Source organism: Vibrio sp. 10N.222.48.A3 (assembly GCF_041475345.1).
Taxonomy (GTDB): Bacteria; Pseudomonadota; Gammaproteobacteria; order Enterobacterales; family Vibrionaceae; genus Vibrio; species Vibrio tasmaniensis_A.
In genome coordinates this window covers 1-4678 of the sequence record NZ_JBFRVX010000260.1, presented here as the reverse complement: position 1 = coordinate 4678, position 4678 = coordinate 1, and the positions used below count along the sequence as shown (strand labels likewise).

4 protein-coding genes are annotated in these 4678 nt (G+C 44.8%); 2 read left to right on the top strand and 2 right to left on the bottom strand.

Annotation, left to right across the window (positions count from 1 at the left end; genetic code table 11):
- Positions 1-761, top strand: a 761-nt coding sequence (gene nhaA, locus AB4653_RS08655) for a Na+/H+ antiporter NhaA (protein WP_372103853.1), incomplete at its 5' end; no start/stop codon positions are given.
- Between the two features lie 237 nt (positions 762-998).
- Here nhaA and AB4653_RS08650 read toward each other — a convergent pair.
- Complete coding sequence (locus AB4653_RS08650; RefSeq protein WP_032499588.1) at positions 999-1610, bottom strand: OmpA family protein; 612 nt, start codon at positions 1608-1610, stop codon at positions 999-1001.
- Positions 1610-2917, bottom strand: a complete 1308-nt coding sequence (locus AB4653_RS08645) for a TolC family outer membrane protein (RefSeq protein ID WP_102258610.1) — start codon at positions 2915-2917, stop codon at positions 1610-1612. Before AB4653_RS08645 ends, AB4653_RS08650 begins: the two co-directional genes overlap by 1 nt.
- Before the next feature lie 300 nt (positions 2918-3217).
- Between AB4653_RS08645 and AB4653_RS08640 the strand changes: the two genes are divergently transcribed.
- Positions 3218-4678 (top strand): VCBS domain-containing protein (locus AB4653_RS08640; RefSeq protein ID WP_372081074.1); only part of this gene is annotated, 1461 nt, incomplete at its 3' end.

Here is a 4678-nt window from a genome sequence, read left to right as displayed (position 1 = left end):
TTCTTGGTAACCGTGTACCGGTAAGCTTGAAGGTATTCCTACTAGCGTTGGCAATTATCGATGATCTAGGGGTTGTTGTTATCATTGCACTGTTCTACTCAGGCGATCTATCGACGCTTGCACTAACGGTTGGCTTCATTGCAACTGGTGTGCTGTTCATGCTAAACAACAAGCATGTAACTAAGTTGAGTGTTTACCTTATTGTTGGTGCAATTCTGTGGTTCGCAGTATTGAAGTCAGGTGTTCACGCAACATTGGCTGGTGTAGTCATTGGTTTTGCTATCCCACTGAAAGGCAATAAAGGAGAGCGTTCTCCGCTGAAACATCTAGAACATGCTCTGCACCCATACGTCGCTTTTGCAATTTTGCCAATCTTCGCATTTGCAAACGCAGGTATCTCACTAGAAGGCATCTCAATTTCAAACCTTACAGGCATGCTACCGCTTGGTATTGCTATGGGTCTATTGGTTGGTAAGCCTCTGGGTATCTTCCTATTCAGCTGGGGTGCTGTGAAAACGGGCATCGCTAAGCTTCCTGAAGGTGTGAACTTCATGAACATCTTCGCGGTATCTGTGTTGTGTGGTATTGGCTTTACGATGTCTATCTTTATTTCATCGCTAGCATTTGGTCCAACGAACGCAGATTTTGATACGCTTGCTCGATTAGGTATCCTGATGGGCTCAACGACCGCAGCTATCTTAGGTTACTTCCTGCTAAGTATTTCTCTACCGAAAACTAAGCATCAAGAAGTAAAGCTATAATTGGTAGGTAAAAGCATAATCGGTAGTAGGTTCGCTTAAGAGGGAGCCTACTCACTGAGTAACAAGTCAATTTCTGAGTAGCAAGAAGAGTCACAGAATCACCTTTACGATTCATGTGACGACAAAGAACAAAAAGCCGTGATGGGTAACCCTATCACGGCTTTATTGATCTTGAAGCTAAGCTGTATTTGTAAGCGAATTTACCTTACATCTTGCGCTTTCAGTGATGATGTCACGTTACTTTTCTAGTGTGGTAAAAATGGTCCACTCTTCAACGATCTGCTCACTTAACCCAACTACGGTCGCGGTTACCTTACGATTCAGTGCGTGTGAAGTAGGATCGTCACCATCGTTTTCTAAGCGTTCTTCACCATAGCCAACAATTCTCACGCGCTCTGGTTCTATACCATTCGAAAGTAACTCATCTTGTACATTGTTTGCTCGTTTCTTTGACAAGTCTAAGTTGTATTCGTTGGAGCCCACTTTACTGGCGTAACCTTGGATTTCAATTGAAGCGCTTTTGTAGTTTTCAAGAAACTCTGCCATGGTGCTAATTTGGCTAGAAAATATTGGGTTTACTTCAAATGAGTCATGAGCAAAGAGTATTTTCAGCTGTCGTACTTCTTCTGCTCGAATTGTTTCACCACAGCCATCATTGTCGACTTGTGATGTTTCTGGTGTACCAGGGCAGGTATCTCGCGCGTTTACTACACCATCTTTATCATCGTCTTGTAGATCGGCAATTTGTTCAGCTTCGGGCGTCTCGATGTAGGCTTCTCGCTGCTGATTGGAGCAGGCAAATAAAGTCATCGTTAATACGGGAAGTAATAAGTAAGTTATTTTCATCATTAATACTCCACGGCCGTTGTCCACTCTTCCGGTATATCAACCAGCAGAGCATTCAATAAAGAACCTGTAGCGTTCATCACTCGGTATTTAGCGTACTGCTCCGAATAATGGGCATCCAGATAATCTTTGCGTGCTTCAAACAGTTCGTTCTCAGTATTGAGCAGGTCAAGCAGAGTACGTTTACCTATTCGGTATTGTTTTTCATAGGCGATAACGGTTTCTGAAGCTGAATCAACATGGTCGGACAAAAAGTTTTTCTGTTGCAGTGTGAGATCTAAGGCGCTCCATGAGAGGCGAAGTCCTTCTTCGACTTGGCGATAAGCACGATCTCTAAGATCTTTCGCCTTATTGAGTTGGTAAGCAGAAGCTTCTGAATTGGCGCTGTCTGTACCACCATTGTACAAGTTATACCGCATTCTCAGCATTGCGAGCGTTTCTTGACTTGAACCTTCATCGCCTCCTGCATCATCACGCCATGACTGAGACGCTTCGATAGAGAATGTAGGATAGTTTACGCCTTTGGACTGTTTATATTGAAAATGTGCTGCGTCGACATCTGCCGCCGCTATTTTAATTACAGGGTGTTTATCTAAAGCGTCAACTATGGCATCTGACAATGACAGTGGAATCCAAGATATGTCGGCCCTTGGGTAAATCAGACCTAGCGGTTCTTGTCCTACAACTCTTCTAAATTGGGTATGTGTGTCGATCAAATTATTCTGGGCGGCTAATAAGTTACCATGAGCTTTTGCAATCCTAGCTTCTACTTGCGAAACGTCTGCGGTAGAACCTATGCCTGAACTCGCTCGTTTTTTTATGTCTTTATAGATTTTCTTGTGTATCGCAAGGTTACTTTCTGACAGCGCCAGTACCTCAGTCGCTTTTACTGCGTCGAGATATATTTGTGTTACCTCCAGTGCTTTGTCTTCGGCATCTGCTATCAATTGCAAACGAACTGATTCGGCTTCTGCAGCGGTACGGTCAATATCGTTCAGAGTCGAAGAACCATCCCACAGCAATTGAGTGAGGGAAATCGTTGCTTCCTTTCTTGTTAGATCCGTGTCTGGACCGTTATTTGGTGCAGGGTTTATACCTTCATAACCAATACCGGCATCAAGGTCGATACTCGGCCTGTATGCCCCACCAGAGGCGTCATTACGCTTTTTCACGCTCACATATTCGTTAAAGATGCTTTTTATCTCTGGATTCGTTGCCAGGGTAATAGCCACAGACTGTTCCAGAGTTTGAGCGGCGAGTGGTGCTGCAGCAACTAAGCAACACATTATGGATAATTTAAACAATTTCAAAGTAGCTCTCCTTCTACTTTCAATGCCTCATCCGTTTCCCAACCTACGTTTACCGTTGAATTGAGTGAATGGTATTAAACGAAGCTTAGGACATTTGCAAAAAAATGCGAAGTTTGTTGGTTTTTTTTGAATGTAAGTCGCTATTGCTATTGACTAATTTAAAAAGCATCGCATTTCCATGCCTTTAGTGAGTTGATTATCAATAATGCCACTACTAAATTTATTGTAGGAAATAGCCACAGCGCAGAGTGGGATTGGATCCGCGTTTGGTGTGTTCTGGGCAGAAGTGGGAATATGGATATGGGAAATATCAACCTAAGTATACTAGGTCTTGCGAACGGCGTTATAGTGCTCGACGCTCAAGGCCAAGTTAGACGTTTGCCTCCGGGCGAGCAACCAGCTACTAGCGACGTCATTGTCACTGTCGAAACAACTGAAGAGAGCGTGCCAAACGTTTCTGCGCGGTTTGTCGATGACCAAGGTCAGCAAAACGTGATAGACACTGATGATGCGATCGCTCAAGTTCAACGTGCTATTGAAGAAGGGTTTGATCCAACAGAATTGGGTGAAGAGTTTGATGCCGCAGCAGGTGAGCAAGGCTCAAGTCTAACCAACAGCGGTAGGATTGAACGTACAGGGGCTGAAACTCTGGCTTCAACAAACTTTGAAACTGACGGACTTGAATCTCAAGGGCTGTCCGAAACTCAAAGTATTGCTCTTTTCGATATCATTGCTCTTGCGCTTGTTTCAGGTGAAACCAACGTTATTGAGTTTGAACAGGATGAGCCTATTGAAACCGGGGGCGTTTTAACCATTGACGATCCGGACGTTACCTTTATCGCCAAAGATGCGGAAGGCGAAAATGGGGTCGGGTCTTTTGTCGTTAATGAGGATGGCTCGTGGACATTCGTGGCCAACAGTCCATTTGATGAACTTGCTGATGGCGAGCAAATTCAAGATACGACGACAGTGCAAACCTCCGACGGTGGCGAACAAGTCATCACCGTCACCATCATTGGTACTGATGATGCGGCAGTCGCTACCGATGACTCGGGCAGTGTGACTGAGGACATTGATGTAGATGAGATCACCAATCAATTAGTGACGTCTGGTCAGATCGTAATTACAGATGTAGACAGCGACACTCCTACCTATTCAGCTGACGGTGAGTTTAACCTCGTAGGTTCAACAAACGAATCACAGCTAGGCGTATTGAGCATCGACCCTGATGGTGCTTGGACTTACGTAGTTAACAACGACGATGTTCAGTACTTGGATGACGATGAATTCGTTACTGAGGTTTATACCGTGACAGCCAGTGACGGTACCACTAGCGAAGTGACTATCACTATTAACGGTGCCGATGATCCATCTGACATAGCCGTTGGTGAAGGTGATTCAGACACAGGAGAAGTGACTGAGGATGTGGATGTTGATCAAGAGAGCAACAACTTAGCGACGTCAGGGACGCTAACCATCACCGATGTCGACGATAACGACGTCGCTGCTTTCGAACCAAACGGTGTGTTTAACCCAGAAGGTTCGACCAATGATACCGCTCTGGGTTTTTTGACCATTACCGATGGTGGTGAATGGACTTACGTCGTCAACAACGATTATGTGCAATACCTTGACGACGATGAGTTTGTCACCGAGGTTTACACGGTTACTGCAATAGACGGAACCACGAGCGAAGTGACCATTACTATTAACGGTGCCGATGATCCGTCCGAGATTACCGTAGGAGAAGGTGACTCAGAC